29 protein-coding genes and 3 tRNA genes are annotated in these 26863 nt (G+C 67.2%); 9 read left to right on the forward strand and 23 right to left on the reverse strand.

The genetic code is table 11. From position 1 onward, the window contains the following. The 4 genes from E5K04_RS16735 to E5K04_RS06335 form a co-directional block, all read left to right on the forward strand. The coding region (locus tag E5K04_RS16735; protein WP_205700310.1) for a hypothetical protein at window positions 1-241 on the forward strand (241 nt) is incomplete at its 5' end. A gap of 110 nt (window positions 242-351) precedes the next feature. Further along, window positions 352-427, forward strand: a tRNA-Asn gene (locus E5K04_RS06325). Window position 428: 1 nt separating this feature from the next. Next, window positions 429-505 (forward strand) — tRNA-Asp (locus tag E5K04_RS06330). 7 nt (window positions 506-512) lie between these two features. Then, window positions 513-587: transfer RNA gene (locus E5K04_RS06335), tRNA-Thr, on the forward strand. A 59-nt stretch (window positions 588-646) separates the two neighbouring features. Here the strand turns inward: E5K04_RS06335 and E5K04_RS06340 are convergent. From E5K04_RS06340 to E5K04_RS06355, 4 genes are all read right to left on the reverse strand, one after another. Next, on the reverse strand, window positions 647-1036 hold the full coding sequence (locus tag E5K04_RS06340; RefSeq protein WP_136552102.1) for a diacylglycerol kinase: 390 nt from the start codon (window positions 1034-1036) through the stop codon (window positions 647-649). 118 nt (window positions 1037-1154) lie between these two features. Continuing rightward, window positions 1155-2789: an NAD(P)/FAD-dependent oxidoreductase gene (locus tag E5K04_RS06345; RefSeq protein ID WP_136552104.1), complete on the reverse strand. Its 1635-nt coding sequence runs from the start codon at window positions 2787-2789 to the stop codon at window positions 1155-1157. A 94-nt stretch (window positions 2790-2883) separates the two neighbouring features. Beyond that, on the reverse strand, window positions 2884-3402 hold the full coding sequence (locus E5K04_RS06350; protein WP_136552106.1) for a DUF2062 domain-containing protein: 519 nt from the start codon (window positions 3400-3402) through the stop codon (window positions 2884-2886). A gap of 78 nt (window positions 3403-3480) precedes the next feature. After that, window positions 3481-4272 (reverse strand): ChaN family lipoprotein, encoded by a 792-nt coding sequence (locus E5K04_RS06355; RefSeq protein ID WP_168929168.1) that lies wholly within the window; start codon window positions 4270-4272, stop codon window positions 3481-3483. 112 nt (window positions 4273-4384) lie between these two features. Between E5K04_RS06355 and E5K04_RS06360 the strand changes: the two genes are divergently transcribed. Then, window positions 4385-4630: a PhaM family polyhydroxyalkanoate granule multifunctional regulatory protein gene (locus tag E5K04_RS06360; protein ID WP_136552110.1), complete on the forward strand. Its 246-nt coding sequence runs from the start codon at window positions 4385-4387 to the stop codon at window positions 4628-4630. An 84-nt stretch (window positions 4631-4714) separates the two neighbouring features. Beyond that, window positions 4715-8158 (forward strand): DNA polymerase III subunit alpha, encoded by a 3444-nt coding sequence (dnaE, locus tag E5K04_RS06365; RefSeq protein WP_136552112.1) that lies wholly within the window; start codon window positions 4715-4717, stop codon window positions 8156-8158. Between the two features lies 1 nt (window position 8159). Here dnaE and E5K04_RS06370 read toward each other — a convergent pair whose 3' ends face one another. After that, window positions 8160-8372 (reverse strand): sigma factor-like helix-turn-helix DNA-binding protein, encoded by a 213-nt coding sequence (locus E5K04_RS06370; RefSeq protein ID WP_136552114.1) that lies wholly within the window; start codon window positions 8370-8372, stop codon window positions 8160-8162. A 105-nt stretch (window positions 8373-8477) separates the two neighbouring features. Here E5K04_RS06370 and E5K04_RS06375 point away from each other — a divergent pair, with 105 nt between their 5' ends. Further along, window positions 8478-9398, forward strand: a complete 921-nt coding sequence (locus E5K04_RS06375) for a 2-hydroxyacid dehydrogenase (protein WP_136552116.1) — start codon at window positions 8478-8480, stop codon at window positions 9396-9398. Window positions 9399-9458: 60 nt separating this feature from the next. Here the strand turns inward: E5K04_RS06375 and infA are convergent, their stop codons facing one another. From infA to E5K04_RS06445, 14 genes are all read right to left on the reverse strand, one after another. Then, the gene (gene infA / locus E5K04_RS06380; protein ID WP_136552118.1) at window positions 9459-9713 is read right to left on the reverse strand and encodes a translation initiation factor IF-1; all 255 of its coding nucleotides are present in this window, start codon (window positions 9711-9713) and stop codon (window positions 9459-9461) included. A gap of 299 nt (window positions 9714-10012) precedes the next feature. After that, window positions 10013-10741: a CHAD domain-containing protein gene (locus E5K04_RS06385; RefSeq protein WP_168929169.1), complete on the reverse strand. Its 729-nt coding sequence runs from the start codon at window positions 10739-10741 to the stop codon at window positions 10013-10015. 72 nt (window positions 10742-10813) lie between these two features. Continuing rightward, on the reverse strand, window positions 10814-11623 hold the full coding sequence (locus tag E5K04_RS06390) for a MetQ/NlpA family ABC transporter substrate-binding protein (RefSeq protein ID WP_136552122.1): 810 nt from the start codon (window positions 11621-11623) through the stop codon (window positions 10814-10816). A gap of 39 nt (window positions 11624-11662) precedes the next feature. After that, window positions 11663-12349, reverse strand: coding sequence for a methionine ABC transporter permease (locus E5K04_RS06395; protein ID WP_136552124.1), 687 nt, complete (start codon window positions 12347-12349; stop codon window positions 11663-11665). Then, complete coding sequence (locus E5K04_RS06400; protein WP_136552126.1) at window positions 12350-13087, reverse strand: methionine ABC transporter ATP-binding protein; 738 nt, start codon at window positions 13085-13087, stop codon at window positions 12350-12352. A gap of 216 nt (window positions 13088-13303) precedes the next feature. Continuing rightward, entirely contained in the window at window positions 13304-14053 is a 750-nt protein-coding gene (locus E5K04_RS06405) for an endonuclease/exonuclease/phosphatase family protein (RefSeq protein WP_136552128.1), read from the reverse strand. Window positions 14054-14118: 65 nt separating this feature from the next. After that, window positions 14119-15297, reverse strand: coding sequence for a voltage-gated potassium channel protein (gene kch / locus E5K04_RS06410; RefSeq protein ID WP_136552130.1), 1179 nt, complete (start codon window positions 15295-15297; stop codon window positions 14119-14121). Between the two features lie 21 nt (window positions 15298-15318). Beyond that, on the reverse strand, window positions 15319-15768 hold the full coding sequence (gene nudB, locus E5K04_RS06415; RefSeq protein ID WP_136552133.1) for a dihydroneopterin triphosphate diphosphatase: 450 nt from the start codon (window positions 15766-15768) through the stop codon (window positions 15319-15321). After that, on the reverse strand, window positions 15768-16370 hold the full coding sequence (locus E5K04_RS06420; protein WP_136552135.1) for a response regulator transcription factor: 603 nt from the start codon (window positions 16368-16370) through the stop codon (window positions 15768-15770). Before E5K04_RS06420 ends, nudB begins: the two co-directional genes overlap by 1 nt. Window positions 16371-16379: 9 nt before the next feature. After that, window positions 16380-17657 (reverse strand): mechanosensitive ion channel family protein, encoded by a 1278-nt coding sequence (locus E5K04_RS06425; RefSeq protein ID WP_235844293.1) that lies wholly within the window; start codon window positions 17655-17657, stop codon window positions 16380-16382. A gap of 35 nt (window positions 17658-17692) precedes the next feature. Continuing rightward, window positions 17693-18376, reverse strand: a complete 684-nt coding sequence (gene lolD / locus E5K04_RS06430; protein ID WP_136552145.1) for a lipoprotein-releasing ABC transporter ATP-binding protein LolD — start codon at window positions 18374-18376, stop codon at window positions 17693-17695. Further along, window positions 18369-19613, reverse strand: a complete 1245-nt coding sequence (locus E5K04_RS06435; RefSeq protein WP_136552147.1) for a lipoprotein-releasing ABC transporter permease subunit — start codon at window positions 19611-19613, stop codon at window positions 18369-18371. Before E5K04_RS06435 ends, lolD begins: the two co-directional genes overlap by 8 nt. Then, window positions 19610-19834 carry a hypothetical protein gene (locus E5K04_RS06440; RefSeq protein ID WP_136552149.1) on the reverse strand — a complete coding sequence of 75 codons (225 nt, stop codon included), beginning with the start codon at window positions 19832-19834 and terminating at the stop codon, window positions 19610-19612. The genes E5K04_RS06435 and E5K04_RS06440 overlap by 4 nt, the downstream gene beginning before the upstream one ends. A 98-nt stretch (window positions 19835-19932) precedes the next feature. After that, on the reverse strand, window positions 19933-20418 hold the full coding sequence (locus tag E5K04_RS06445; protein ID WP_235844295.1) for a C40 family peptidase: 486 nt from the start codon (window positions 20416-20418) through the stop codon (window positions 19933-19935). Window positions 20419-20525: 107 nt separating this feature from the next. Here E5K04_RS06445 and E5K04_RS06450 point away from each other — a divergent pair, with 107 nt between their 5' ends. Together E5K04_RS06450 and E5K04_RS06455 are read left to right on the forward strand one after the other, a co-directional pair. After that, window positions 20526-22211, forward strand: a complete 1686-nt coding sequence (locus tag E5K04_RS06450; RefSeq protein ID WP_136552153.1) for an ABC1 kinase family protein — start codon at window positions 20526-20528, stop codon at window positions 22209-22211. Then, the gene (locus E5K04_RS06455) at window positions 22208-22771 is read left to right on the forward strand and encodes a type II and III secretion system protein (protein ID WP_136552156.1); all 564 of its coding nucleotides are present in this window, start codon (window positions 22208-22210) and stop codon (window positions 22769-22771) included. Before E5K04_RS06450 ends, E5K04_RS06455 begins: the two co-directional genes overlap by 4 nt. A gap of 2 nt (window positions 22772-22773) precedes the next feature. Here the strand turns inward: E5K04_RS06455 and radA are convergent, their stop codons facing one another. From radA to hpnE, 4 genes are all read right to left on the reverse strand, one after another. Continuing rightward, window positions 22774-24132, reverse strand: coding sequence for a DNA repair protein RadA (gene radA / locus E5K04_RS06460; protein WP_136552158.1), 1359 nt, complete (start codon window positions 24130-24132; stop codon window positions 22774-22776). A gap of 178 nt (window positions 24133-24310) precedes the next feature. Continuing rightward, window positions 24311-24823: a hypothetical protein gene (locus E5K04_RS06465; RefSeq protein ID WP_136552160.1), complete on the reverse strand. Its 513-nt coding sequence runs from the start codon at window positions 24821-24823 to the stop codon at window positions 24311-24313. An 11-nt stretch (window positions 24824-24834) separates the two neighbouring features. Further along, on the reverse strand, window positions 24835-25584 hold the full coding sequence (locus E5K04_RS06470; protein WP_136552162.1) for an SDR family oxidoreductase: 750 nt from the start codon (window positions 25582-25584) through the stop codon (window positions 24835-24837). Beyond that, on the reverse strand, window positions 25581-26861 hold the full coding sequence (gene hpnE / locus E5K04_RS06475; protein WP_136552164.1) for a hydroxysqualene dehydroxylase HpnE: 1281 nt from the start codon (window positions 26859-26861) through the stop codon (window positions 25581-25583). The genes E5K04_RS06470 and hpnE overlap by 4 nt, the downstream gene beginning before the upstream one ends. Window positions 26862-26863: the final 2 nt, after the last annotated feature.

A 26863-nucleotide genomic window follows, 5' to 3' on the forward strand; every position in this document is an offset into this window, starting at 1 on the left:
AAAGAGCAGTGACGTTTCGCGTTGTGTGCGTTGCGTCGAGGTGGCGAACTATACGTTTGCGGCCCGCCTCCGTCAACACCCGGCCGCACGAAAACCGCAACAAAATCGTCATGCCAATGATTTCATTCAATATTTCCTCACCACCGTCCCGGCCACGCAGGCGAACATGGGATTTACCTGCCTGCGAACACCGCATCTAGCTGCCAGACAGCGGCAAATCCACCTTCCGAAATCTTTATAAGGAAGGGCAGCCCTCCGGATACCCCCAAAATGGCAACCAGCAGAAAGTATCGATTTATTTCCGGAAAAGGCTTGCATTTTAAAATCTCTCGAATATAATCGCACACCTATTCCCTGATAGCTCAGTTGGTAGAGCGACGGACTGTTAATCCGCAGGTCGCAGGTTCGAGCCCTGCTCGGGGAGCCATGGAGTGGTAGTTCAGTTGGTTAGAATACCGGCCTGTCACGCCGGGGGTCGCGGGTTCGAGTCCCGTCCACTCCGCCAAAGTTTGGCCCATGTAGCTCAGGGGTAGAGCACTCCCTTGGTAAGGGAGAGGTCGGCAGTTCAATTCTGCCCATGGGCACCAGATAAACAGCCGGATGCATTGCATCCGGCTGTTTTCATTTGCGCGGCGCTAAAAAAGCCTCACGCCCAGAATATCCGCAACATCCGCTCCAGTTCGAACCCCAATACCAGCAACCAGGCGAGCATGGCGACCCCCACCCCGGCGGCGGCGATGTCCTTGATGATCTTGATCTTCTCGTTGTGACGGGTCTCGACGAAGTCGCACAGCGCCTCGATCGCGCTGTTCATGATCTCGGCGACGATCACGAGGCCGGTCACCACGATGATCAGCAATGAGTCAACCCAGTCGCGGGCGTACAGCGCGAAGCCCAACACCCCCAGCGAAAACAGCAGCTTCCACGCGACACTGAAGTCGTACAGCACCGCGTAGCGCAGGCCGGAAAGGATGGTGCGCAACTTGCGCAGCGGGTGATACCCCGGCTCGCCGGTCCCCAGGAACTTGTGTCGCATCGTGCCTTGATGTATTTGATCCCGCGTTGCGGGCGGCCCAGCAGCGCTGCCCGCCCCAAGAATGCGACACCCCGGCCGTGCAGGGGCGCCTGCCTTACTTCCCGTCCGGCGGCCCGGCTCAATCCGCCACTGCGGGCGCGATGCCGAGCATGTCGCAGGCGAGCGCCTCGGCGACCTTGATGCCGTCGACGCCGGCAGAAAGGATGCCTCCCGCGTAGCCGGCACCCTCGCCCGCCGGATACAGGCCCTTGACGTTCAGGCTCTGCAAGCTGGCGTCGCGCTTGATGCGCAAGGGGCTGGAGGTGCGGGTCTCGACGCCGGTGAGCACCGCGTCAGCCATGTCGTAACCGCGGATCTTCTTGGCGAAGGCCGGGATCGCCTCGCGCATCGCCTCGATCGCGAACGCGGGCAAAGCGCCGGACAGGTCGGTCGGGGTCACCCCCGGCTGGTACGACGGCACCACCGAGCCCAGCTTGGTCGACGCGCGACCCGAGAGGAAGTCGCCGACCAGCTGCGCCGGCGCGTTGTAGCTGCGTCCGCCCAGCTCGTACGCGCGAGATTCGAGCTCGCGCTGCAGGCGCACGCCGGCCATCGGGTCGTCGCCCGGCATGTCTTCGGGGTTGATGTTGACCACCAGCCCCGCGTTGGCGTTGCGCTCGGCACGCGAGTACTGGCTCATGCCGTTGGTGACGACGCGGCCGGGTTCGCTGGTTGCGGCGACCACCTGCCCGCCCGGGCACATGCAGAAGCTGTACACCGCGCGGCCGTTGCTCGCCTGGTGCACCAGCTTGTAGTCGGCGGCCCCCAGGAGCGGGTGGCCGGCATGCGGCCCCCAGCGCACTTCGTCGATCAGCTTTTGCGGGTGTTCGATGCGGAAGCCCACCGCGAAGGGCTTGCGCTCCATATACACGCCGCGACCGTGCAGCACCTCGAAGGTGTCGCGCGCGCTGTGCCCCAGCGCGAGGATCACATGGCGCGAGGCGAGCGTCTCGCCGCCTTCCAGCACCACGCCGCTGATCGCCTGCCGGCCGTCGCCCGCGTCCTCGAGCAGCACGTCGGCGACCTTGGATTCAAAACGGATCTCGCCGCCCAGGCGCTCGATCTCGGCGCGCATCTTCTCGACCATGCTGACCAGGCGGAAGGTGCCGATATGCGGGCGGCCGACAAAGAGGATTTCCTCGGGCGCGCCGGCCTTGACGAACTCCTCGAGCACCTTGCGGCCCAGGTGGCGCGGGTCCTTGATCTGGCTGTAGAGCTTGCCGTCGGAGAAGGTGCCAGCGCCGCCCTCGCCGAACTGCACGTTCGACTCGGGGTTAAGCTCATTGTTGCGCCACAGCTTCCAGGTGTCCTTGGTGCGCTCGCGCACCTTCTTGCCGCGTTCGAGCACGATGGGGCGAAAGCCCATCTGCGCGAGCACCAGTGCGGCGAGGATGCCGCACGGGCCGAAACCGACCACCAGCGGGCGCTCGGCAAGGTCTTGAGGCGCCGCGCCGACGAAGTGGTACGCCATGTCGGGCGTCGCCTGCACATGCGCGTCGCGCGCAAAGCGCGCGAGCAGCTTCGCCTCGTTCTTCACTTCGGCGTCGACGATATAGGTGAGCGCCATCACCTTGCGGCGCGCGTCGAAGCTGCGCTTGTAAACGGTAAAGGAGACGAGCTCGGCGTCAGGCACACCAAGCTTGCCGACGATCGCTGCGCGCAGCGCGTCGTCGGCGTGATCGAGCGGCAGCTTGATCTCGGACAATCGCAACATGGGGGTCAGGCATCCTCAGCCCTGCCCGGCGGGCAAGGCATGCAAAATCAACAAGGTGCGCATTGTAGAAGACGCGCCGCGCCGAAGATAGGGGCTAAGCGCCAGCGGCGCGCGCACGGCGCCGGCTTCGGCGTCGCCACGCCCAGGCGGAACTCGCCCGCCACAGCCCGTTGACGCCGAAGTAAACCAGCGGCGAAACGGTGAACGCGAAGAGCACGAGGCCGACCAGCAGCGGCTTGCCGACACCGGTCAGGTCGGCGAGCAGGCTTGAGTGATCCGCCGGCGGCGCCCCGGAGCCGCCCAGCAACCACTGCCCGACCCGGTAGGCGAGCCAGTACACCGGCGCGAAGGTCACCGGGTTGGTCACCAGCGTGGAGAGCGCGGCGGCGGCGACGTTGGCGCGCAGCAGAATGGACACCGCGACGGCGAACAGGATCTGCGCGAACGGGGTGAGCAGGCCGAAGAACACGCCGACGGCCATCCCCAGCGCGACGCCGCGCCGGCTCAGGTACCACAATTCGTCGCGGCCGAGAAAGGGCGCGAGCCACCTGAGCGACCTGTTCTCGCGCACGGTCTTCGCGTCCGGCAACCAGCGGCGCAGCGTCTTTTTCACGTTCAGCCTCGTTAAATTGAACTCAATACAATCTTAGCGCGCCGCATACAAGGCGGGCTATCAAAAGCCGGTCGCCTCCTAGCCTTTGCCGGGCAGCGTGGCAAATGCCGCGCAAGGGTCTTCGCGCGGTGCGGCCGGCACGGTCACCGTCACGTCGAACGGCACGTCGGCGTGACCGGCTTCGACAAAGCCGACCACGCGCGGTTCCACCTTGCCGCGCCACCAGCGCGGCACGCCCAGGTCCTGGCGGACATGGCCGTTGCCGGCGATCAGCACCGCGCCGCTTCGCGCGTGCCGCAGCAACGCGTCGGCCATCATGATGTCGCGGGACAGCTGCATCGGCAGCATCGCGTCGACCGCACGCGCGGGCAGCTTGTTGCAGTGGCCTGCCTCGATCGCGCGGCGCTGGCCTGCCAACAGGTCCGCCGGCGCAGCGTCGGGCCGGTAGCGCGCAAGCGTCGCCGTGTCGAAAAGCGCCGGGTAGCCGCCTTGACGCAGCGCACCCATTTCGCCGCGGCCGATGCCGGCGCCGACAATCGGCAGGTCGTAGTCGAGCGCCAGTTGCAGCAGCGGCCGGTATAGCGGCCAGTCCCACCCTTCGCGACCCGTGCGTTCGATCAGACAGCCTGCGTCGCGGGCGCACGCGGCGCGGGCCGCGGCAAGCACGCCGTCGCGCGCCGCCTCGAACTGCTCGAACACCAGCGCCGGACGCCAGCCTGCGGCCAGCGCACCCGCGAGCCAGCGCGCGCGCAGCGCGTGGCCGGTCGCGTTGTCGTGCACCTCGCCCAGCAGCACCACGGCGTCGCCCTGCATGGCGGCGGCGACACCCGCCGGCGCGCCGGAACCCTCCGCCGCGGACAGATTTGCCACAAGCGCGAGCGCCAGCGCTCCCCTCCTCCACCTTCCTTGTTGCGTGCCAGCCATCGCGTCCGTTACGCTCCTTGCATGTATTGGGCGGCCAGGCCGCCGGAAAGGGTGAACCATGAGTCAGGAATTCAACCCGGCCGATCCCTTCGCGCTGCTCCGCCAGTTCTGGCAGACAGCCGCGCCGTCGACCCCGCCGGCCTTCCTGCCGCCCTTGTCGGCCGAAGAGATCGAACGCAAGCTCGCCGAGCTTCGCGTGATCGAGAACTGGATGGCGATGAACATGGGCATGCTCGCGATGCAGATCAAGACCCTCGAGATGCAGAAAGCCGCGCTTGACGCGCTGGCCAAGCCCGACAAGTAGCCAGCCCAAGCACGCCGTCATCGTCCGATTGTAGCGCCGCGCGCGCCATTGGTGCGCCAGCCGGCAAGCCGCTAGAATGCGCGGATGACTACACCCCGCTTCGCCCACCTTAGGCTGCACTCCGAATTTTCCGTGACCGACGGCATCGTCCGCCTCGACGACGCGATCCGTCGCGCCAAGGCCGACGGCATGCCTGCGCTCGGTATGACCGACCTGATGAACATGTTCGGCCTGGTCAAGTTCTACAAGGGCTGCCGCGACGCGGGGGTCAAGCCGCTGATCGGCTGCGACGTGTGGCTGGAGAACCCGGCCGACGCCGACAAGCCGACCCGCCTGCTGTTGCTCGCCAAGAACCGCGACGGCTACGGCCGCCTGTGCGAGCTGCTGGCCGACGCGTTCACCCATAACCAGGTGCGCGGCCGCGCCGAGCTGCGCCGCGAATGGCTTAACACCGGCGACAACAGCGGGCTGATTTGCCTGTCCGGCGCGCACCTGGGCGACGTCGGCGTATCGCTTGCCAACGGCAACCCGGACGAGGCGATCGCACGCGCGCGCCACTGGGCCGAGCGCTTCCCCGGCGCGTTCTACCTCGAACTGCAGCGGCTCGACAACCCGCAGATCGAACAGATCGTCCAGCAGACGCTGTGGGTCGCCGGCGAGACCGACCTGCCGGTGGTCGCCACCCACCCGATCCAGTTCATGGACCCGGACGACTTCCAGGCGCACGAGGCGCGGGTGTGCATCGCCGAGGGCTACACGCTCTCCGACAAGCGCCGCCAGAAGAAATTTGCCGACTGCCAGCACTTCCTCGGCACCGACGCGATGCTCGAGCGCTTCGCCGACATCCCCGAGGCGCTACAGAACAGCGTCGAGATCGCGCGCCGCTGCAACCTGACCATTGGCCTGGGCAAAAACTACCTGCCAGACTTCCCGACGCCGGACGGCATGAGCCTCGACGACTTCCTGGTGCTGCGCGCCAAGGAGGGGCTGGAAGAGCGCCTGGCCGACCTCTACCCGGAAGCGGCCGAGCGCGAGGCGCAGCGGCAGCGGTATGAAGACCGGCTCAAGTTCGAGACCGACACCATCATCCAGATGGGCTTCCCGGGCTACTTCCTGATCGTCGCCGACTTCATCAACTGGGCCAAGCTCAACGGCTGCCCGGTCGGCCCCGGCCGCGGTTCGGGCGCGGGCTCGCTGGTCGCGTACAGCCTGAAGATCACCGACATCGACCCGCTCGAATACGCGCTGCTGTTCGAGCGCTTCCTCAACCCCGAGCGGGTGTCGATGCCTGACTTCGACGTCGACTTCTGCCAGGACAACCGCTACCGGGTGATCGAATACGTGCGCGAGGCGTACGGCCACGAGGCGGTCAGCCAGATCGCGACCTTCGGCACCATGGCCGCCAAGGCGGTGATCCGCGACGTCGGCCGCGTGCTCGACTTGCCGTACACCTTCTGCGACCAGCTCTCCAAGCTGATCCCGGCCGCGCCGGGCAAGCAGTACTCGCTCGACGACGCGCTCGAGATGGAGCCGGTACTCAAGCAGCGCCTGGAGAACGAGGAGGAAGTCGCCCAGCTGTGGGTGCTCGCCAAGAAGCTCGAGGGCCTGACCCGCGGCATCGGCATGCACGCGGGCGGCGTGCTGATCGCGCCGGGCAGACTCACCGACTTCTGCCCGCTCTACCAGGCTTCCGGCGACGACGCGGTGCCGGTATCCATGCTCGACAAGGACGACGTCGAGAAGATCGGCCTGGTGAAGTTCGACTTCCTGGGGCTGAGAAACCTCACCATCATCGACTTGGCCGAGCGCTACATCAAGGCGCTCGACCCGAGCTTTAACACCGACCTCAACCTTCTGGAGTTCACCGACCCGGCCGCCTACCGCATCCTGCAGACGGCGAACACCACCGCAGTGTTCCAGCTTGAATCGGACGGCATGAAGCGCCTCTTGGAGAAGCTCAAGCCCGACCGTTTCGAAGACATCATCGCCGTGCTGGCGCTGTACCGCCCGGGTCCATTGGGTTCGGGCATGGTCGACGACTTCATTCTGCGCAAGGCCGGCAAGCAGGAGGTCGACTACTTCCACCCGGATCTGACCGCCTGCCTGGACCCAACCTACGGCGTGATCGTGTACCAGGAACAGGTGATGCAGATCTCGCAGATCATCGGCGGCTACACGCTCGGCGGCGCCGACATGCTGCGCCGCGCGATGGGCAAGAAAAAAGCCGAGGAGATGGACAAGCACCGCGGCATCTTCACCGAAGGCGCGGAAAAGAAGGGTTACCCGAAAGAGCTGGCGACCCACCTCTTCGACCTGATGGCGAAGTTCGCCGAGTACGGCTTCAATAAGTCGCACACCGCGGCGTACGCGGTGGTGTCGTACCAGACGGCCTGGCTGAAGGCGCACCACTGCTCGGCGTTCATGGCGGCGACCATGTCGAGCGAACTGGACAACACCGACCAGCTCAAGGTGTTCTACGACGACTCGCTCGCCAACGGCCTCACCTTCCTGCCGCCGGACGTGAACGAGAGCTTCTACCGCTTCGTGCCGACCGACCGCAAGCATATCCGCTACGCGATGGGCGCGATCAAGGGCACCGGCGAGTCGGCGGTCGACCATATCGTCGCGGTGCGCGAGGCTGGCGGCCCGTTCACCGACCTGTTCGACTTCTGCCGGCGCACCGACAAGAAGCTCGTCAACAAGCGCACCATCGAGGCGCTGATCCGCGCCGGCGCCTTTGACGCGATCGAGCGCAACCGCGCGCGGCTATTGGCCAACGTCGGCCTCGCGATGGAGGCGGCCGACCAGGAAGCGGCCAACGAGGGCCAGGGCGGCCTGTTCGACATGTTCGGCGACGAGCTGGCGCCCGCCATCGAGATGACGCAGCAAAAGCCGTGGACACCGGCGGTCGAGCTGGCCGAGGAGAAGACGGCGATCGGCTACTACCTGTCCGGCCACCCGTTCAAGCCGTACGAGCAGGAGGTGCGCGGCTTCATCAAGACTTCGCTCGCGCGCCTGACGCCGAAGAAGGAAGCACAGCTGATGGCGGGCTTTGTCACCGGCATCCGCGTCAAGGTCGGCAACCGCGGCAAGATGGCCTTCGTCCAGCTGGACGACGGCAGCGCGAAGCTCGAGGTCTCGCTGTTCGCCGAGGCCTTCGAGGCCAACCGAGACAAGCTCAAGGAAGACACGGTACTGGTGGTCGAAGGCAAGGTCGGGGAAGACCGCTTCAACGGCGGCATCCGCATCCTCGCCGACCACCTGTACGAACTGGGCGAGGCCAGGAGCCGCTACGCGCGCAGCCTCGCGCTATCTATCGACGAGAGTATCGACGTCGGCCGCCTGCGCGCGGCGCTGCTGGGCTACCGCAGCGAAGACGCCGGCTGCCCGGTGCGCATGAGCTACCGCAACGCGAGCGCCACCGGCGAGATGATGCTGCCGCCGGCGTGGGGCGTCAGGCTGGACGACAGCCTGCTGGAGACGCTCACCGACGTCATCGGCGAGGGCAAGGTCAGGATCGTCTGGTAAGTCAGATCGGCAAATGGGGCGTCAGCGCGTTGATCGCGCCGATCGCCCGCCTGAAACGCGCGTGCGCGCGGGAGACGGTCGACACCGACAGGTCCATCTGGCGGGCGGCGCCGCTGCAAGTCATGCCGTCGATCTCGATCAGCCACACCGCCTCGCGCGAGCGCTTCTTGAGGCCGATCAGGTCGGCGACCTGGTTGAAGATATCAAGACGCATCGGATGCCCTCCTTGACGGTCGGCGTACGCCGGCTTTTTCCAGCATAGAGGCTTGCAGTATTCGTGCAAAGGTCGACGCTGCCGACCCCAAACCAAGGAGTGCCCATGATCATCGTCCACCACCCGCAGGAAGGCGCACGCTATATCGTCGCGCTGGCGGCCGCGTTGCCTGGCGAACACGTGATCGCCGCCGACGACGCGCCCGACGGCAGCGACGCCTATTTCGTCTGCTGGCAGCCGCCGGCCGGCTTCTTCAAGCGTTTTGCCGCGCCACGCGCGGTGTTCGTGCTCGGCGCCGGCGTCAACCACCTACTCGCGCGCAACGACCTGCCTCCCCACGTACCGCTGATCCGCCTGACCGACGCCGGCATGGCTAGCCAGATGATCGAGTACGCACGCTACGGCGTGCTCGCCTGGCAGCGTGACTTCGACCGCTACCGTGCGCAGCAGGCCGAACAACGCTGGCAGGTACTGCCGGCCGTCGCCCGCAGCGAGGTACGCGTCGGCGTGCTGGGCCTGGGCGAGATGGGCGGCCATGTCGCGGCGGCGCTCGCCGCCGACGGCTACCGCGTCAGCGGCCTCGCACGCACCGCGCGAGATATCCACGGCGTGCGCTGCCTGTCGGGCGCAGGCGCGCTGGAGGCACTGCTGGGGGGCAGCGACGTCGTCGTCAACCTGCTGCCGGCCACCGCCGAGACCCGCCACCTGTTAAACGAACGCACACTCGCCCGCCTGCCGCGCGGCGCCGCGCTGGTACACGCCGGGCGCGGCAGCCAGCTTGACGAAGACGCGCTGCTCGCCGCGCTGGAGAGCGGGCAACTGCGCTTCGCGCTGCTTGACGTGTTCGCCGACGAGCCGCTGCCGGCGGGGCACCCGCTGTGGACGCACCCGAGGGTTACGGTCACCCCGCATGTCGCCGCGCAGACAATGCCGGCCGACGCGGCGGCACAGATCGCCAGCAAGCTGCGACAACTGGCGCGGGACGAGCCGGTGGCGGGCCTCGTCGAGCGCACGCGCGGCTACTGAGCGCACAGCAAAAAGGCGACGGCACCCGAAGGTGCCGTCGCCTTTTTGGATCGCCTGCGCTTAGCGGCGGTGCTGCGGCGGCGGGCCGCTACGCTCTTCCTTGTGACGGAAGCTGATGCGCGCCTTGGTCAGGTCATACGGCGACATCTCGACGGTCACCTTGTCGCCTTCCAGGATGCGGATGCGGAATTTGCGCATCTTGCCCGACGCGTAAGCGACGACTTCAACGCCGTTCTCCAGACGCACCTTGAAGCGCGTATCCGGCATGACGTCGACGACGACGCCCTGCAGTTCCAACAGTTCTTCTTTAGCCATAAAACCTTCTCCGATTGCCCGCGTCGCGTGGCGGCGGGCGTCTTCTATCGATTGATGCGTGGTCTGCCCCCTCATTGACCGTCCCCCGCAGCCGCAAGGCTGACGGAAGCTGCCTGGCGGCAGGGTCGTGGCGGGAAACGAGGCAAAACGAGGCGGGCGGGACCCGGCGAAACCGGTTGCAGACGCGCTCAGCCAACGGGCAGCACAGCTTTTCCTGCGCGGAGTATACCGCAAGTGACGTGAAATGGTTTGCACCATCGCGCCACCTGCCGCGACGAAACGGCAGATTATGCCACAGTTTAGCGCAGCCGTGCGGCGGCCCGCCGCGCATCGGCGAACGCCTCGGCAGCCAGCGCCCCGACCTTTACGCGCGCGCCGGCGAGCGCCCCGCCCTCCTTGGCGAGAAACGCATCCAAAGCGGCCAGGTCCCGCCACTGGCCGAGCAAGCCCTGCAGGCGCCGGCAACGGCGGGTCCTGTCCGCGGCCTTGGCCGGCAGGACGGCCGCGAACAGTTCGCCGTAAAAGCGGCAACGCTTGAGCGCGATGCGCAGCGCGTGCCAGCGCGCCTCGCCGCCCTTGCGCCTTGCGCGCCGCCGCATCGCGAGCACGGCCCGCCAGAGCTGCTTGGCGTGCTGGCGCACGCGTCGCCCAGACACGCGCTCGGCTGACAGCAGCGCGAACGCACCCCCAGCCGCGGCAAGCGCCGCAAGACGCGTGGCAAGCGCCACCCGCAAGGCTGCCAGCGCTGGTGCGTAGCGCAGGGCAAGCGCCTCCCCCTGCCCGCCCAACAACCGGCTCGCGAGCGCGAGCATCACCTCGAGTTCACGCGCGGTGGTGCTGTCACGGTAGGCGCGGCCCAGTTCAGCACGCAAGACGCGGGCGTGCCTTGACGGCACGGCCGCGAGCAGCACGCGCACGATGCGCAGCACCTCGTGCACCGCGTCCGGGTGGGCCGGGTGCGCCGGGTCCGCCAGCGCCAAACGCGCCGCCGCCCAGCGTTTGCAGAGCGCTTCAACCTGCAGGTGCACGGCACCCTCCCATAGACAAAGGGGCGGCACGCCCGGCGTGCCGCCCCTCAGCTTCAAGACGCGTGGATCGTCTTACTTCCAGGTCTGCGGGTACTTGTAGCCGACGTACTTCTGCTTCGCCCAGTTCTTGAACTGGTCGGAATTGTAGGCGGCGATCACGTCCTTGGCCCACGGCTTGTTCACGTCAGCACGCTTCATCGCGCCCCAGTTGACGTAGGCGTAGCTCTTCTCCTGGAACAGCGCCTCGGTCAGCTTGATGCCCGAGCTCGTCGCGTAGTTGCCGTTGATCACCGCGAAGTCCACGTCACCACGGGCACGCGGCAGCTGCGCAGCCTCAAGCTGGACGATCTTCACATTCTTCAGGTTTTCCGCGATGTCACGTTCGGACGCGGTCAGCGGGTTCACGCCCGGCTTGAGCTTGATCCAGCCAAGGTCGGCCATCATCACCAGCGCACGGGCGAAGTTGGACGGGTCGTTCGGCGCGGCCAGCGTGCTGCCCGGCTTCACGTCCTTCAGCGACTTGAGCTTACCCGGATAAACGCCCAAGGGCGCGGTCGGCACCTGGAACGCCGGTGCGAGGTCGAGCTTGTGCTCCTTGGAGAAGTTGTCGAGGTAGGGCTTGTGCTGGAACACGTTCACGTCGAGCGAGCCTTCGGCCAGCGCAAGGTTCGGGCGCACGTAGTCGGTGAATTCGACCAGCTTCACCTGATAGCCCTGCTTTTCCAGGATCGGCTTGATCGAGAGCTTCACCATGTCGCCGAAGTCGCCGACGGTGGTGCCGATCACGATGGAGTTCTTGGCCGGGTCGGCGGCGAAGGCGGTGGCGGACAGGGCGACGCCGACAGCGGCAGCGGCGATGGACTTGAGCAGGGTTCTACGCATGGTTTTCTCCTTGTGGGTATTGCTTCTGGATGGGTAGGGTTAACGCTTGTCGAGTTTCTGGGCGATGCGGTTGCCGGCAAACTGGATCAGCTGCACGACGACGACCAAGAGCACCACCATCGCGACCATCACCTCGGTCTGGAAACGGTAGTAGCCGTAGCGGATCGCAAGGTCGCCGATGCCGCCGCCGCCGACCACGCCGGCGACCGCCGAGTAGCTGAGGAAGCTGATGGTGAGGATGGTCAGGCTGGCAACCAGGCCCGCGCGCGCCTCGCGCAGCAGCACCTTGAACACGATCTCCAGCGGGCTCGCGCCCATCGCCTCGGCCGCTTCGACCACCCCGCGCGGCACTTCGCGCAGCGTCTGTTCAACCAGACGCGCAAAGTAGGGAATCGCGGCGAACGACAAGGGCACCGCGGCGGCGACCGGGCCGATCGTGCTGCCGACCAGGATGCGGGTAAGCGGCACCAGCGACACCATCAGGATGATGAAGGGGAAGGAGCGCACCAGGTTGACGAGCCAGCCGAGCACCCCGGCGACGAAACGGTTGGCGAGTATCTGGCCGGGCTGGGCCAGATACAGCCACACGCCCAGGGGCCCGCCGATCAGGATGGCGGCGGTGAGGCCGATGCCGAGCATCAGCGCGGTTTCCAGCGACGCCTGCCAGATTTCAGGCCCGAGCAGTACCAGGTTTTCCCAGGCTTGGGCGAGGGTGAGTTCTTCCATTTACGCGGCCTCCAGAAGTTCGCGCGCGGCGGCGCTGTTCGCCTCGACTTCGCCGCCGGCGACGTCCATCACCTCGATCAGGCGACCGGATTCGAGCAAGGCGGCGCGGTGACAGATCGCGCGCACCACACCCATCTCGTGGGTGACGATGACGATGGTGACGCCGAAGCGGCGGTTGATGTCGGCCAGACACTCGAGCACGCTCTGCGTGGTCTTCGGGTCGAGCGCCGAGGTCGGCTCGTCGGCGAGGATGACCTTGGGGCGCGGCGCCAGCGCACGGGCGATGCCGACACGCTGCTTCTGGCCGCCGGAGAGCTGCGCCGGGTAATGCTCGGCGCGGTCGGCGAGGCCGACCACCTCCAGGCACTCGGCGACACGCGCGCGGATCGCGGCCTTGTCCCAGCCGGCGATCTCCAGCGGGAAGGCGACGTTCTCGGCGACCGTACGGTTGGCGAGCAGGTTGAACTGCTGGAACACCATGCCGATATTCTGGCGGGCACGACGCAACTCGGCGGCGGACAGCGCGGTCAGTTCGCGGCCGTCGACCAGCACGCAACCGGCGTCCGGACGCTCGAGCAGGTTGATCAGGCGCAGCAGGGTCGACTTGCCGGCACCGGAGAAGCCGATCAGGCCGAACACTTCACCGGCCTTGACCGACAGGGATACATCGTTGATCGCGTCGAACCAGCCACCGTCCGGGTGGCGGAAACGCTTGCTGACGCTGCCTAGGGAAATCATCGGGTTCGCTCCAAAACAAAAAGCCCGCCGATTAGCTGCGGCGGGCCAGATGCGATGGGAGTTCCCCTGTGACGGAGACGGCACAGACCCTGCGGTCTGCCCCACGCTTTAGCTGTTTTACGCCCGCAAGCTGTGTCAAATCGGCGTTTATCTGGTGTCAAAATCTACAAGAAGCGCCCGGCTTCGTCAATAGACTGTATACAGAATATTTTCACCCTAAGCCGGCAGCAGTTGCGCGGAGAGCGGCAAGTGGTCGGACAGGCGTGCCCAAGGCTGGCCGCGGTGCACCTCGCAGGCGACCGGGCGCAAGCCGCGCACGTAGATGCGGTCCAGCGGCAGCATCGGCATGCGCGCCGGAAAACTCTTCGCGCACTCGCCCTGCAATGTGCGGAACACCTCGGTCAGCCCGGCACGCTCGGCGAGGATGCGGCTCGCCTCGTCGCGCCAGTCGTTGAAGTCGCCGGCCAGGATCAGCGGCAGGCTGGGCGGCACATTGTGTTCGAGGTAGCGGGTCACCGCCTCGAACTGCTTGCGCCGGTCGCGCGAGAGCAGGTTCAGGTGCGCGCACAGGGCGAGCACCGGCGTCTTCCAGCCGGAAGGCTGCAGCAGGCAGTGCAGGATGCCGCGGCTCTCGAAGCGGTTGACGCTGATGTCGAGGTTGCACCACTCGACCACCGGAAAGCGCGACAGCACCGCGTTGCCGTGGTGGCCGTGGTCGTACGAGGCGTTGAGCCCGTAGGTCGCGCGGCTGCCCAGTTCGCGCGCGAGGAACTGGTGCTGCGGCTGGCGCGGCCAGTTGTCGTGCTTGAGCGCACGCAGCGCGTTGCGCCCCTGCACTTCCTGCAGGAACACCACGTCGGCCGACAGCGTGTCCAACGCGCGCGCGATCTCGCCCAGCTGCACGCGCCGGTTCAGCGGGGACATCCCCTTGTGGATGTTGTACGTCGCCATGCTCAGCGGTTTCATCGCTCACCTCTGGCTACAGCTTGGCACTTGGGGCGCAGCCTTTCCCTGTCCTGCGTCAAACGCGCTCAATCGCCAAGCTTGCCCGGGTCGCCCTGCAGCAGCAAGGTGGTGATGGTGTCTTTGTCCATCGACTCGCCGTTGAGCAGGCGCGCGAGCAACTGGCTGCCCAGAAGCTGCGGCGCGAGCAGCACGTCGGGCTGGCAGCGGCGCACCTTTTCCAGGTGGCGGCTGTCGTTGAGCAGCGCGACGGTGCGCACGTCGGCGGCGAGGTCCTTCATCGCGAGGATCACGAAGGCGTTCTCGGCGTCGTCGTCGCCCAGCGCGAGCACCGAGTGCGCCATGTCGGCACCGACCCCCTTGAGCACGGTGGTGTCGGAGGTCTCGCCGACCACCACGTCGGCGTCGTCCGGCAGGCTGTGCTGCGCGCGCTCGGGCGGCAACAGCACGGTCACTTTCAGCCCGCGCGCGGAGAGGTCGGCGTACAGGTTTTGCGCGAGCGGCGAAAAACCGGCGATCAGAAAATGCCCGGAGCGTTTCATCCGGCGTCCCTTTCCCTTGATGATGCGTTGCATGCTCGAATTGATCATCGGCCCGGCCAGCGTACTGAGTGCCGCGGCGAACACGGTGATGCCGAGGATGATGATGGACAGGGTGAACAACCGCGCGCCGTCGCTCTTGGGGACGATATCGCCGTAGCCGACCGTCGTCATGGTGACCAGGCTGAAGTACAGCGCTGTCATCGGGTTGAGAATGGGCGGCGCGAAGTCCCCGCCCAGCGACAGCGAGCCGAACATCGCGTAACAGAGCAAGGCGCTGACCACCAGCAGCGTCACCAGCGCACCCGCGGCGACGCTGGAGCGCTGGAAACTGTTACGGAACACCACCAGCAGGATGACCAGAGCCCAAGACAGCGCGAGCGGCGCGCGCTGCGCAAGGCCGGTGTGCCACAGCAATGGCGTAACCAGCACCAAGAGCAGCACGGCAAAGAACCAGGCCGCGCGGGCGCGCAACAACAACCCCGCTCCCATCAGCACCAGCCCTGCGACCAGCAACAACCTGGGCAGCATCACCCAGCTGAATTCGGCGAGGATCACCGCCTCGGCGTGCCAGAAGTTGTGCGGCAACACCCTCGGCAACTCGGTGGCCAGCGGATAGCCCAGCCACGACGCCTCGACGAGCATCAAGAACGCCAATGGCCACTGCGGCACGAAACGGTGCCACTGCTGCAGTCGTTCGCCGAGCAAGGCGCCCCCTTTGCGGTATGGTCAGGCGGGCGCCAGGCGGCACCCAAGTTCGCGGATCGCGGCCGCGTTTGATGGCGAGAACACCCGGCAGGCGGCCTCCTGCCAGTCTAGCCATTCAAACGCGGTATGCTCGCGCGGGCTAAGCACGGGCGCCAGTTCGGCGGGCAGGCAGAAGCCGAACACATGTTCGGTATTGTGGGTGACCCCCGGCGCGTAGCGGTGGCGCCAGTGCGGGTAGATTTCGTAGACGTTGCGCTGCTGCCAGTTCTCCAGCACCCCGGCTTCGGCCTCGAAACCGGTTTCTTCCAGCAGTTCGCGCCGCGCGGTGTCCGAAAGCGCCTCGTCCGCCTCGCGGCTGCCGGTGACCGACTGCCAGAAGCCCTGCCGGTCGGCGCGCTCGATCAGGAGCACGCGCCCTGCCGCGGTATGGATCAGCACCAGCACCGACACCGGCTGCTTGTCTCCGGCCATCACGCCTCCTTCAGCGCCTGCAGGCGACCGGCCAGCTCGACCGCCGACTTGACGCCCATCTTGTCGAACACGCGCGCGCGGTGTACCTCGACCGTCTTCATGCTGATGGCCAGCTCGTCGGCGATCTGCTTGTTGAGCTTGCCGCCCAACACCAGCGCCATCACTTCGCGCTCGCGCTCGGTCAGCGCGGACAGCGCCTCGCGCACATGGCTGAGCCGCAGGTGTTCGGCGCGCGCGCTCGCGTCGCGCGCCATGCAGTCGGCGATCAGCGCGAGCAAGCGCTCGTCGTCGAACGGCTTTTCCAGGAAGTCGGCCGCGCCCAGCTTGAGCGCGGCGACCGCGTGCGGCACGTCGCCGTGCGCGGTGAGCATGATCACCGGCGGGCAGTACGCCCTCGCCTTCAGCTCCTCGAGCAGCACCAGCCCGCTGGCACCGCCCAGGCGCAAGTCGAGAATCAGGCAGTTGAAGCGGCCGGCGTCACCGCTTTCGAGCAGCGCCTCGGCACTGTCAAAGCCGGTGACCGCGTACGGCTGCCCTTCGAGCAACCAGACCAGCGCGTCGCGGACCGCCGCGTCGTCGTCGATGATGGCCAGCGCCTGCATACCGCCCCCTTAAGCTTGGCTGTCCCCGAGCAGGCGCACTTCGCGCTGCGGGAACGGGATCTGGATGCCGTGTTCCTGGAACTTGCGCCAGATCGCCATGTTGATGTCGGACTTGAGGCCGAGGAAACCGTTTTCCGGGTCGCTGACCCACACCCCGAGGGTCAGGTTGACGCTGGAGTCGGCAAACTCGACGACGAAGGCGTTCGGCCCCGGGTCCTTCAGCACGCGCGGATGGTCGGCCGCCTCCTTGAGCAGACGCAGCGCCAACTCAAGGTCGGTGCCGTAGGCGACGCCGACCGGAAGGCTGGTCCACACCGCCTTGTCCGAGTACGAGGTGTTGATCACCGTGCTCGAGATCAGCGCCTCGTTCGGCACCAGCGCCTCCGAGCCGTCGGCGCTCTTGAGCACCACGAAACGGCTGGTGATCTTGGTGACCACGCCGAGCCGCCCCTCGACCTCGAGACGGTCGCCGATGCGGATCGAGCGGTCGAGCAGGATGATGAAACCCGACACGTAGTTCGACGCGATCTTCTGCAAGCCGAAACCGAGACCGACACCGAGCGCACCGCCGAACACCGACAATACGGTCAGGTCGATGCCGACCACCGGCAGCGCGATCAGCACCGCGGCAACCAAGAGCACCGTGCGCGCGATCTTGGAGAACACGATGCGCAGCGACAGGTCGAGGTCCTTCACGCGCATCAGGCGCGACTCGATCACGCGGCTGACCCACAGTGCGCCGATCACGATCACCGTCACCCACAGGATGGCGTTGACGATCATCAGAAGGTCGAGCCGGGTCTTGCCGATGGTGAACGAGATCGACGTCATCCACTCGAGCACCACGGCGTCGATGCCGACCGCCCACGCCGCGTAAAACAGCCACAGCACGGACGCCATCAGGTGTTCGCTGCCTCGCTCGAAGCGGCCGCGCGGCAGCGCCTGGCGCAGCACCGCCGAAACCACGCGGATCAGCGACAGCCAGAACATCAGCGTCGCGCAGGTGCGCAGCACGCTGCCGCCGGTCGCGGTCACCATGTGCCAGCCGATCGCAGCGCCGATCAACAGCAAGGTGGCCATCGCCGGCATCGCCAGGCGCAGGCCGAGGTAGGAGAAGAAGCGCTCTGAGCGCTCGGGGTGACTGCGGTAATAATGCCGGTAGACGTAACTGCCGAACAGCCAGCCCAGTGCGACGCACGCAAGCGCGACCGCCAGCTGGGTCAGGCCGGGCACCGTCTGCAGGACGGCGCTCAGCGAGTCAAAAATCAGTTCATTCCGGTTCAGCAAAACAAATACTCCGTACTTCGGTTCAGGTTTGAAAATCAGCGCTCTAGCGCGCGCAGCCCCTGCGCGTCCAGTTGCAGCGTCCTTTGCGCACGCGCGGCCAGCTCGTGGTCGTGGGTGACGATCACCAGCGCCGTGCCCAGTTCAGCGTTCAGCTCCATCATCTGGCCAAACACCGCGTCGGCGTTCTTGCGGTCGAGGTTGCCGGTCGGCTCGTCGGCCAGCACGCAGGCCGGCCGCGTCACCAGCGCGCGCGCGATCGCCGCGCGCTGGCGCTCGCCGCCGGAGAGCTCGCCCGGCTTGTGTGCGAGGCGCCTGCCCAGCCCCACCTGCGCCAGCATCGCGGTGGCGGCCTCGGCGGCTGCCTCGCGCGGCTGGCGCCGGATCAGGAGCGGCATCATCACGTTTTCCAGCGCGGTGAATTCCGGCAACAAATGGTGGAACTGGTAGATGAAGCCGAGCTTTTCATTGCGCAGGCGCCCGCGCTCGGCCTCGCCCAGGCGTGCCAGGTCCTGCCCGGCGACGCTGACGCGCCCGGCGCTTGGCACGTCGAGCCCGCCCAACAGGTGCAGCAGCGTGCTCTTGCCCGAACCCGACGCGCCGACAATCGCGATGCGCTCGCCCTGCCCGACGGAGAGGTCGATGCCGGACAATACCTCGACGCCTAGCCCGCCTTCGTCGTACACCTTGGCGAGGCCCACCGCCTCGATCACCTTACTCATAGCGCAGCGCCTCCGCAGGTTGGGTGCGCGCCGCGCGATAGCTGGGGTAGAGCGTCGCCAGCAAGGCGAGCAGCAGCGACACCAGCGCGATGGTCGAAACGTCGGACATCTGCACGTCGGACGGCAGGTAGTCGATCAGGTAGACCTCGCTGGAGAGGATCTTGGTGCCGATCAGCCGTTCGATCGCCGGCACGATCACGTCGAGATTGAGCGCGACGGCAACGCCGCCGGCAACCCCGCCTAACGTGCCCAGCACACCGGCGACCGCGCCCTGGATCATGAAGATCTTCATGATGCTCGCAGGCGACGCGCCCAGCGTGCGCAGGATGGCGATATCCGACTGCTTGTCGGTGACCACCATCACCAGCGTCGACACCAGGTTGAACGCGGCGACCGCGACGATCAGCGTCAGGATGATGAACATCATGCGCTTCTCGATCTGCACCGCGCGGAAATAGTTGGCGTTCAGGTCGCTCCAGTCGGTCACCCACGCCTCGGGCAGCTTCTGCTGCAGCGCGGCCTTGGTCAGGGGCGCGGCGAACAGGTCGGCGAGCTTCAGGCGCACGCCGGAGACGCCGTCGCCCATGCGGAACAGCGTCTGCGCGTCCTTGAGGTCGACCATCGCGAAGCTTGAGTCGTACTCGTACATGTCGACCTTGAACAGCCCCTTGACCGTGAACTGCTTGAGCCTGGGCATCATGCCGGCCGGCGTCACGTTGCCCTGCGGGGTGATCAGCGTGACCTTGTCGCCGACGCCGACCCCGAGCTGGCGGGCAAGCTCGGTACCCAGCAGCACGCCGTACTCGCCCGGTTTCAGGTCGGCAAGCTTGCCCTTGACCATATGGCGGCCAACGTCGACCACGCGGTCTTCCTGCACCGGGTCGATGCCGCGCACCATCACCCCGCGCACCGCGCCACCGGCGCTGAGCAGGCCCTGCGCCGACACGAAAGGCGCGGTGGCGACCACGCCCGGCTCCTGCTTGGCCATGCGGGCCACCCCCGGCCAATCGTAGAGCGGGCCTTGCAGGCCAGACACCTCGACGTGCGAGGCGACGCCCAACAGACGGCCGCGGATCTCCTTCTGGAAGCCGTTCATCACCGAGAGCACGATGATCAGCGCGGCGACGCCCAGCGCGATGCCGATCACCGACGCCAGCGAGATGAAGGAGATGAAGCCGTTGCGGCGCTTGGCGCGCAGGTAGCGCAGGCCGATCATGACCTCGAAGGGCACGCTCATGCGTCCGGCCCCTGGCGGTAGGGGTTGTCGAGCCCGCGCATCAGCTCGACCAGGTAGTCGCGGATCTGCGCCTCGGCGCAGCCCATCAGCAGCGCGTCCTCGAACGCATCCTGCGCGAGCTGGGCGAGCTCCTCGATGTTCTCGCGCATCACCTTGATCTTCTCGACGCAGGCGAGGACGTTGCCGTCCGCGTCGCGCCACACCGGCAGTTCTGGCGTCATTCGCTCGCTTCCCTTCAAAAAGCCGATGCCCGCCAAGGCGGGCACCGGCCGGGTGTATGCTGGCCCCGCGGCTTCAAGCCGCCCGGGCCGTTAACGTGTCAATTCGCGCCGCGCTGGACGCGACGGGCTCCATTATAGCGGCCCGCCCAGTAAGACTGCCCCATGTTCGCCACTTCGATGGTCTTGCCGGTGCGAGGCGAATGGATGAACTTGTTGCCGCCAAGATAGATTCCGACGTGCGAATTGCGGAATCCCCGCGTGTCGAAGAAGACCAGGTCGCCGGGCACCAAGTCTCCTCGGTCGATGGCGCGGCCGACCTTGGCCATCTCGGCCGAAGTGCGCGGCAGGTTCACCTTCAGCGATTTCTCGAACACGTACTTGATGAAGCCGCTGCAATCGAGGCCGGAAGTCGGCGAATTGCCGCCAAAACGGTAGGCGACCCCCAACAGGCTCATCGCCTGCAGCAGCAAGTCGCCCACGGCTTCCTCGCCCGAACTCTGGGCAAAACGGGCGATCGGGTCGGCCTGCTCGGCCGCCAGCGCGGCCTCGTCGGCAGACACCGGCGCTGCGTATGCACTACTCATAAAGAGTGCGAAAATCAGCGCTAGCAAGGATAGGGGCAATTTCATACACTGCACTCTATCGAACGAGGGCTTGAGTGTAAAGCCAAGCCCCGAAACACGGGAGTTTCATGCTCAGAGAGACGCTGGTCGCGATGCGCGACCTTCCCCGCCTGAAGGAAATCACCGGCATCCTGATCCGCCACGGGCTCGGCCGCTTCGCCGAGCGGCTGGGGCTGCCGCGCACGGTGGCCCGCGTGGCCGGCTTTTTCGAGGCGCCGCCCCCGGAGGGCGAGAGCGATGTCCCGACCCCGGTGCGCCTGCGCCGCGCGCTCGAGGCGCTGGGGCCGACCTTCATCAAGCTCGGCCAGATCCTGTCGACCCGGGTTGACGTGTTCCCGCCCGAGTGGGTCGCCGAATTCGAGAAGCTGCAAAACCGCGTCCCCGCCCTGCCCGGCGCCGACATCGAGTCGCTGATCGAACACAGCCTGGGCCGGCCGCTCGAAGACGTGTTCGCCAGCTTCGAGCGCGCGCCGATTGGCTCGGCGTCGATCGCGCAGGTGCACCGTGCCACCCTGCCCGACGGCACCGCGGTCGCAGTCAAGGTAAGAAGGCCGGGCATCGTCGCCAAGGTCGACGCCGACTTGCGCATCCTCGCGCATCTGGCCTACCTGATCGAACTGGAATTCCCCGACGCCCGCCACTTCCAGCCGCGCGAGATCGTCAACCAGTTCAGCCGCTCGCTCAAGCGCGAACTCGACCTCGCCGCCGAGGGGCGGGCGATGGAGCGCTTCGGCCGCGACTTCGCCGAGGACGACAACGTGCGGGTGCCGCGCGTCTACTGGGCGTGCAGCAACAGCGAAGTGAACGTGCAGGACTTCGTCGACGGCGTGCCGGCCGGCCGCCTCGACCTGCTCGCCGGCGCCGGGCTCGACCCTAGGCTACTGGCACGGCGCGGCGCCGACGCGGTGCTCAGGATGATCCTGATCAACGGCTTCTTCCACGCCGACCCGCACCCGGGCAACGTGTTCTACCTCGCGGGCAACCGCATCGCCTTCATCGATTTCGGCATGGTCGGCCGCCTCTCGCACGTGCGCCGCGACGAGATCGTCAACCTGTTGTTCGCCCTGGCGCGCCACGACGAGCGCGCGATGACCGACACCCTGCTCGAGTGGGTCGGCAGGAACCCGGTCGACGAGCAGCGCTTCGCGCACGACGTCTCCGAACTGATGTTCCAGTACGACCATGTGCCGCTGGGCCAGCTCAACCTGAGCCAGCTGATCGACGACATCATGTCGCTGATCCGCGACCACGGCATCGTGCTGCCGCCGGACCTCGCGATGCTGTTCAAGGCGCTGATCACCCTCGAAGGGCTGGGCCGCCAGCTCGACCCCGACTTCTACCTGCTCGAGCAGGTGACGCCCTTCGTGCGCACGCTGATCCGCGCACGCTACAAGCCCGCCGCGGTTGCCGCGCGCGGTCGGCGCACGCTCACCGACGGTGTCGCCATGCTCGCCGGCGTGCCGCACGACCTGGTGCGCATGCTGCGCGACGTGCGCCAGGGCCGTTTCCGGGTCAACCTCGACCTCGCCCGCCTCGACCATTTCGGCCGCCAGATCGACAAGAGCAGCAACCGGCTGACCATGGGCATCGTCACCGGCTGCCTGATCATCGGCTCGTCCATCGTGCTGACCGTCGACGCCGGCCCCAAGCTGCTGGGCCTGCCATTGCTGGGGCTGTTCGGCTTTTTGATCGCGCTGGTCAACAGCTGCTGGCTGATCCTGTCGATCTGGCGCGCGTCCAAGGACTACGAATGATGAATAGACGATTCCTGCTCACCGCCCTCTTCGCGGCCACCCTCTCCCCGCTTGCCGCCGCCACGCCCGCGCAGCTGGTGGTCGAAGTGAATGCCAGCCAGCGCCAGGGCGGCGCCAGCATCCAGTGGGGGCAGTCCGGCGCCGGCGGCTGGTCGCTGTCCAGCGGCAGCAACCATGGCGGCAGCACCCAATCGGTGATGGTGCAGGACGGCATGAGCGCGTCGATCTCCTTCGGCGAAGAACGCGCGGTACCGTGGTGGATAGGCGGGGACGGCGGCAGCGTGCAGCAGGCGGTGCGCGGCTTCTGGGTGACGCCCACGCTCACCGGCGCGAACACCGTCAGGCTGTCGGTCGCCGTCGACGACAGCCGCTTCGCCGGCGACGGGCAGGTCAAGGGGCGGCGCCTCGTCACCGAGATCAGCGCGCCGCTGGGTCAGTGGGTGACCGTCGGCCGCTTTGACGAACAGGCAAGTGGCGCGCGCATCTTCGTGTTCGGCGCCCAAGTCGCCTCAAGCGGCGGCGGCAGCGAGATCCGCCTGCGGGTTTTGCGCGCGCGTTAAGCCTAGCGCTCGCTGATGAAGTCGACCGCCTGCGACAGGCGCTCGACGCCGATCACCTCCAGCCCTTCGATCGCCTGGCGTGGCCGGTTGGCCAGCGGCACCAGCGCGCGGGTGAACCCGAGCTTGGCCGCCTCGCGCAGCCGCTCCTGGCCGCGGGTCACCGGGCGCACCTCGCCGGCGAGGCCCAGTTCGCCGAACACCACCAGTTTCTCCGGCAGCGGCTTGTTGCGCAGCGACGAGACCATCGCCAGCACCAGCGCGAGGTCCGCCGCCGGCTCGCCGATCTTCACCCCGCCCACCGCGTTGAGGAACACGTCCTGGTCGAAACAGGCGACCTCGGCGTGGCGGTGCATCACGGCAAGCAAAAGCGCGAGGCGGTTCTGGTCGAGGCCGACTGCCAGGCGCCTGGGCTGGTAGCCGTGCGCGTCGTCGACCAGCGCCTGCACTTCGACCAGCAAGGGGCGCGTGCCCTCCTGGCTGACCGTCACGCACGAGCCGGCGACGTCGTCGCGGTACGAGGACAGGAAGATCGCCGAGGGGTTGGAAACGCCGCGGATGCCGCGCTCGGTCATCGCGAACACGCCCAGCTCGTTGGCCGCGCCGAAGCGGTTCTTGATCGCGCGGATCATGCGGTAGCTCGAGTGGCTGTCGCCCTCGAAGTAGAGCACGGTGTCGACGATATGCTCGAGCACGCGCGGGCCGGCGATCGCGCCTTCCTTGGTGACATGGCCGACCAGGATGATGGTGATGCCCGACTGCTTGGCGATGCGGGTGAGTTGCGCCGCGCACTCGCGCACCTGCGACACCGAGCCGGGCGCCGAGCTGACCTGGTCCGAATACAGGGTCTGGATCGAGTCGATCACCGCGACCTTGGGCTGCTCGTGCTTGAGCGCGGCGAGGATGGCCTCGAGGCGGATCTCGGCGAGCAGGCGAACCTGGTTCGCGTCCAGTTGCAAGCGCGCCGCGCGCAAGGCGATCTGCTGCGGCGATTCCTCTCCCGACACGTAGAGCACCTTCTCGCGCGCGCCCAGCGTTGCGAGCGCCTGCAAGAGCAGCGTCGACTTGCCGATGCCGGGGTCGCCACCGAGCAGAATCACGCCGCCGGCCACCAGCCCGCCGCCGAGCACCCGGTCGAGCTCTTCCATGCCCGAACTGGTGCGCGGCACCTCCTCGGCCTGCACCGCGGCGAGCGACTCGACCCGGCTCGCGTGGCTGGTCCAGCTCTCGAAACGCTGGGTCTGCGGCGTGTCGACCGTCTCGACGAGGGTGTTCCACGCATTGCAATGCGGGCACTGCCCCTGCCACTTGGGGGACGTGCCGCCGCATTCGGTACAACTGTAGAGGGTCTTGCTTTTGGCCATAGGCTGGACTCCGGCCCCGCCGGGGCCGTACGCGTTCAGCGCAGCGCCAGCAGGGACAAGACGCGGTGGCGGCTGACGCCGGCCAACGCGGGGATGACTTCGAAAAGGACTTGTTCGCCGTCGGGGCGGCTACCCCTTTCAGAACTCGTTTTCGACCGTGACAGGCCAAAGAGTATCCTCAGCTTGGCGACTGCCGCTGGACTTCCTTGATGACTTCCAGCAGGCGCTCTTGGTCGGCCTCGGTCGCGGCGCCCTTCTGTTCGTTGCCGGCGCGTGCGCGCATCGCCGAGAGCACTGCCTTGACCTGCGGATCGTTGGCGGCCTGCTTGTCGGCCTCTTCGGTGGTCAGCGCGCGCGGGCCGGGCGGCTGCGCGGGCGGCGCCATCTGCACGGTGGCCGGCGGCTTGGCCACGATAGGCTTGACACCGCTGACTGTCTTGCCGGCCTTGTCGGCAGGCGGCGCCATGGTGTCCAACTTGTTCCTCACCATGTACTCGTTCATCTCGCGCCAACCGGCGTAGATCGACGCCTGCCCCGCGTCCGGGTTGCGCAGGAAGCATTCTTCCAGCGAACGGCCGGTCTGCCGGCACGCGGCGCCGATCGCCTTGTTGGCGTCGTCGTTAAGCCCGGTCACGTTGCCGATCCAGTTGCAGCCGGCAACCAGCGGCAACGCCAGAAGAAACACGCGCATCACCATCCTCCTTACACGGCCTGTACTTGCGGCCGCAAATCCAGCTCGATGATGCACCCGCTTTGCGGGGCGCTGTCGTCGCCCATCCAGTAGACGAAGTGTTCGACCAGTGCTTCCAGGCTACCGCGCTCGCTCTTCGCCTCGCCCGGGTGGGTGCGCAGCCGTTGCGGCGAGTTGACCGACCCCGGCGCGATCAGGTTGACGCGGAGGTTCGGGTAGATGTCCCACTCGTTAGCGGCGACCTGGGTCAGGTAAGCCACACCGGCCTTGGACGCGCCGAACGCGCCCCAGTAAGGCGCCGGGTGCTGGCCGTGCGTCTCGCCGACGAACAGCACCGACGCGGCGGGCGACACCTTGAGCAGCGGCAGGCAGGCGCGGGTCAGCGCGAACGGCACCACGGTGTTGATGCGGTACTGGTTCAGCCACTCGTCCATGCGCTGGTCGGTCAAGGGCGAGAGCGCGTAGAAGTAAGCGGCGCAGTGCACGATGCCGTCGAGGCGGCCGACCGCCTGGTGGATCTGGTAGGCGAGGTTGTTGAAGGTGTCGTCGTTCGCTTCGTTAAGGTCCAGCGGGATCGCCAGCGGCTCCGGCCCACCCTCGGCGACGATGCGGTCGTACAAGGCCTCGAGTTTCTTCACGCCGCGCGCGAGCAGCACCACCGTCGCGCCTTCCTGCGCATAACGCAGCGAGACCGCCTCGCCGATGCCCTGGGTCGCGCCGGTGACGAGGATCACGCGGCCGGCAAGCTTTTTGTCGTTCATGTCGGTTTCTGTTTTCGTGGTTTGTGTGTCCAGTCGGCCATCAGCGCGGCGGCGGCGGCGCGGCCGCTTTGTACCGCGCCTTCCAGCGTCGCCGGGTAGACCGGGTGCACCCAGTCGCCGGCAAGGTAGCCGTATTCTACCTGCAAGCGAGTGTCTGGTCGCGCAAGCCCTAGCGCCGCCTCGAAGGTGGCGCGCCGCTCGCGGATCACCCGCATTTCATGCACTGCCACCGGCCGGCCGCACGCGGTGGCAAGGTCGCGCACGAGGCCTTCCTGCAGCGCCGTGTCGTCCAGTTCGTCGCAACTCACCACCGCGGCGACCTCGCCTGGCTCGCCGCCCAGGCGCGCACGGTCGAACAGCCAGTGCACGGTGCCGTGCGCGAGGCCCGTCATCACCCGCGGCAGCGCCGCGTCGGTCTTCGCGTATATCGTTGTTATCGGCCGCGTCCGCCATTGCTGAAGGGTGCCCCTCGCCTCTTCGGGCAATAGCGTCGCGGCGTGCCACGGCGCGACCGCCAGCACCAGCGCGTCGAAACGCTCGCCGTCGACCCACACCCCGTCGCCCTGCCAGTCAACCGCCTTGACCCGATGGCTGGCGACGCAGCGCGCGCCCTGCCCCGCCAGATAGCGCCACGCGGGCCCGGGCAGCACGCTTGTAAGGTCGGTGCGCGGCAGCAACAGCTCGCCGTCTTCGCGCGCGCCGCCGCAACTGTCGCCCAGCACCCGCGCGAAGGTCGCCATCGACGCGACGTCGGGCGGGGTGTTCAGCGCCGACAGCAGCAGGGGCCGCCAGAAGCCGTCGATCAGCGCCGGCGTCTGCCTTGTTGCCAGCAGCCAGTCCTGGACGGTGGTGTCGGGTTCGACCCGGTAGCCGGAGCGCGCAAGCGAGGCCAAGGCGCGCAAGAAAAGCGCCTTGTCGCGCCAAGCCAGGCGCTTGGCCGCCAGCAGGCCGGCGAGCACGTGCAGCGGCGACGGCAGCGCGGGGGTGGTGAAATTCAGCGCGTCGCACATCGGCCACGACAGCGGCAGGCGCAGCAAGGCCTGCTCCGGGTCGACGCCGATGGTACGCATCAGATCGAGCGTCGCGCGGTAGGCGCCGACCAGGATGTGCTGGCCGTTGTCGAGGTGGCCGGCCGCGCCCTGCGCGCGCCGCGCGCGTCCGCCGGGCTGGCGGCCGGCCTCGAATACGGTGAGCTTTGCAAACCCTGACAGCGCGACGGCGGCGGACAAGCCCGCCCAGCCGGCGCCGACCACCGCGACCCGCGGCTTGGCAGCCATAT

Source organism: Crenobacter intestini, from assembly GCF_004919095.1.
Classification (GTDB): domain Bacteria; phylum Pseudomonadota; class Gammaproteobacteria; order Burkholderiales; family Chromobacteriaceae; genus Craterilacuibacter; species Craterilacuibacter intestini.

What these genes read in the sequence shown, in the direction of transcription:
- E5K04_RS06340 (WP_136552102.1), bottom strand. Translation starts at nt 1,036, where the DNA reads ATGCGACACAAGTTCCTGGGGACCGGCGAGCCGGGGTATCACCCGCTG.
- E5K04_RS06345 (WP_136552104.1), bottom strand. Translation starts at nt 2,789, where the DNA reads ATGTTGCGATTGTCCGAGATCAAGCTGCCGCTCGATCACGCCGACGAC.
- E5K04_RS06360 (WP_136552110.1), top strand. Translation starts at nt 4,385, where the DNA reads ATGAGTCAGGAATTCAACCCGGCCGATCCCTTCGCGCTGCTCCGCCAG.
- dnaE (WP_136552112.1), top strand. Translation starts at nt 4,715, where the DNA reads ATGACTACACCCCGCTTCGCCCACCTTAGGCTGCACTCCGAATTTTCC.
- E5K04_RS06370 (WP_136552114.1), bottom strand. Translation starts at nt 8,372, where the DNA reads ATGCGTCTTGATATCTTCAACCAGGTCGCCGACCTGATCGGCCTCAAG.
- E5K04_RS06375 (WP_136552116.1), top strand. Translation starts at nt 8,478, where the DNA reads ATGATCATCGTCCACCACCCGCAGGAAGGCGCACGCTATATCGTCGCG.
- infA (WP_136552118.1), bottom strand. Translation starts at nt 9,713, where the DNA reads ATGGCTAAAGAAGAACTGTTGGAACTGCAGGGCGTCGTCGTCGACGTC.
- E5K04_RS06390 (WP_136552122.1), bottom strand. Translation starts at nt 11,623, where the DNA reads ATGCGTAGAACCCTGCTCAAGTCCATCGCCGCTGCCGCTGTCGGCGTC.
- E5K04_RS06395 (WP_136552124.1), bottom strand. Translation starts at nt 12,349, where the DNA reads ATGGAAGAACTCACCCTCGCCCAAGCCTGGGAAAACCTGGTACTGCTC.
- E5K04_RS06400 (WP_136552126.1), bottom strand. Translation starts at nt 13,087, where the DNA reads ATGATTTCCCTAGGCAGCGTCAGCAAGCGTTTCCGCCACCCGGACGGT.
- E5K04_RS06405 (WP_136552128.1), bottom strand. Translation starts at nt 14,053, where the DNA reads ATGAAACCGCTGAGCATGGCGACGTACAACATCCACAAGGGGATGTCC.
- nudB (WP_136552133.1), bottom strand. Translation starts at nt 15,768, where the DNA reads ATGGCCGGAGACAAGCAGCCGGTGTCGGTGCTGGTGCTGATCCATACC.
- E5K04_RS06420 (WP_136552135.1), bottom strand. Translation starts at nt 16,370, where the DNA reads ATGCAGGCGCTGGCCATCATCGACGACGACGCGGCGGTCCGCGACGCG.
- lolD (WP_136552145.1), bottom strand. Translation starts at nt 18,376, where the DNA reads ATGAGTAAGGTGATCGAGGCGGTGGGCCTCGCCAAGGTGTACGACGAA.
- E5K04_RS06435 (WP_136552147.1), bottom strand. Translation starts at nt 19,613, where the DNA reads ATGAGCGTGCCCTTCGAGGTCATGATCGGCCTGCGCTACCTGCGCGCC.
- E5K04_RS06440 (WP_136552149.1), bottom strand. Translation starts at nt 19,834, where the DNA reads ATGACGCCAGAACTGCCGGTGTGGCGCGACGCGGACGGCAACGTCCTC.
- E5K04_RS06445 (WP_235844295.1), bottom strand. Translation starts at nt 20,418, where the DNA reads ATGAGTAGTGCATACGCAGCGCCGGTGTCTGCCGACGAGGCCGCGCTG.
- E5K04_RS06450 (WP_136552153.1), top strand. Translation starts at nt 20,526, where the DNA reads ATGCTCAGAGAGACGCTGGTCGCGATGCGCGACCTTCCCCGCCTGAAG.
- E5K04_RS06455 (WP_136552156.1), top strand. Translation starts at nt 22,208, where the DNA reads ATGATGAATAGACGATTCCTGCTCACCGCCCTCTTCGCGGCCACCCTC.
- radA (WP_136552158.1), bottom strand. Translation starts at nt 24,132, where the DNA reads ATGGCCAAAAGCAAGACCCTCTACAGTTGTACCGAATGCGGCGGCACG.
- E5K04_RS06465 (WP_136552160.1), bottom strand. Translation starts at nt 24,823, where the DNA reads ATGCGCGTGTTTCTTCTGGCGTTGCCGCTGGTTGCCGGCTGCAACTGG.
- E5K04_RS06470 (WP_136552162.1), bottom strand. Translation starts at nt 25,584, where the DNA reads ATGAACGACAAAAAGCTTGCCGGCCGCGTGATCCTCGTCACCGGCGCG.
- hpnE (WP_136552164.1), bottom strand. Translation starts at nt 26,861, where the DNA reads ATGGCTGCCAAGCCGCGGGTCGCGGTGGTCGGCGCCGGCTGGGCGGGC.